The sequence below is a fragment of the Leucobacter musarum subsp. musarum genome, from assembly GCF_001273845.1.
GTDB lineage: Bacteria > Actinomycetota > Actinomycetes > Actinomycetales > Microbacteriaceae > Leucobacter > Leucobacter musarum.
Map to the genome: position 1 here is coordinate 1 of NZ_JHBW01000083.1, position 246 is coordinate 246.

Annotated in this window: 1 protein-coding gene; it reads right to left on the reverse strand. The window is 72.0% G+C overall.

Annotated features, from left to right (window positions below; genetic code table 11):
* A partial coding sequence (locus tag CH42_RS08215) for an aldolase/citrate lyase family protein (RefSeq protein ID WP_239683994.1) occupies positions 1-246 on the reverse strand: 246 nt, incomplete at both ends.

A 246-nucleotide genomic window follows, 5' to 3' on the forward strand; every position in this document is an offset into this window, starting at 1 on the left:
CCACCCGGTCGAGCACCTCTTGAAAGCCGGGATCGTCGAACTGCCGCGGCACGCCGAGCGCGTAGCTGAGATCCTGCGGCCCCACGAAGAGCACGTCGGCCCCGGGGGTCGCGGCGATCGCCTCGAGATCGTCGACCGCACCACGGGTCTCGATCTGCACGATCCCGATCGTCTGCTCGTTCGCGCGGTCGAGGGCGGCGGGGTCGAGCGTCCAGCGCGCCGCGCGGTTGTAGCTGGCCACGCCGC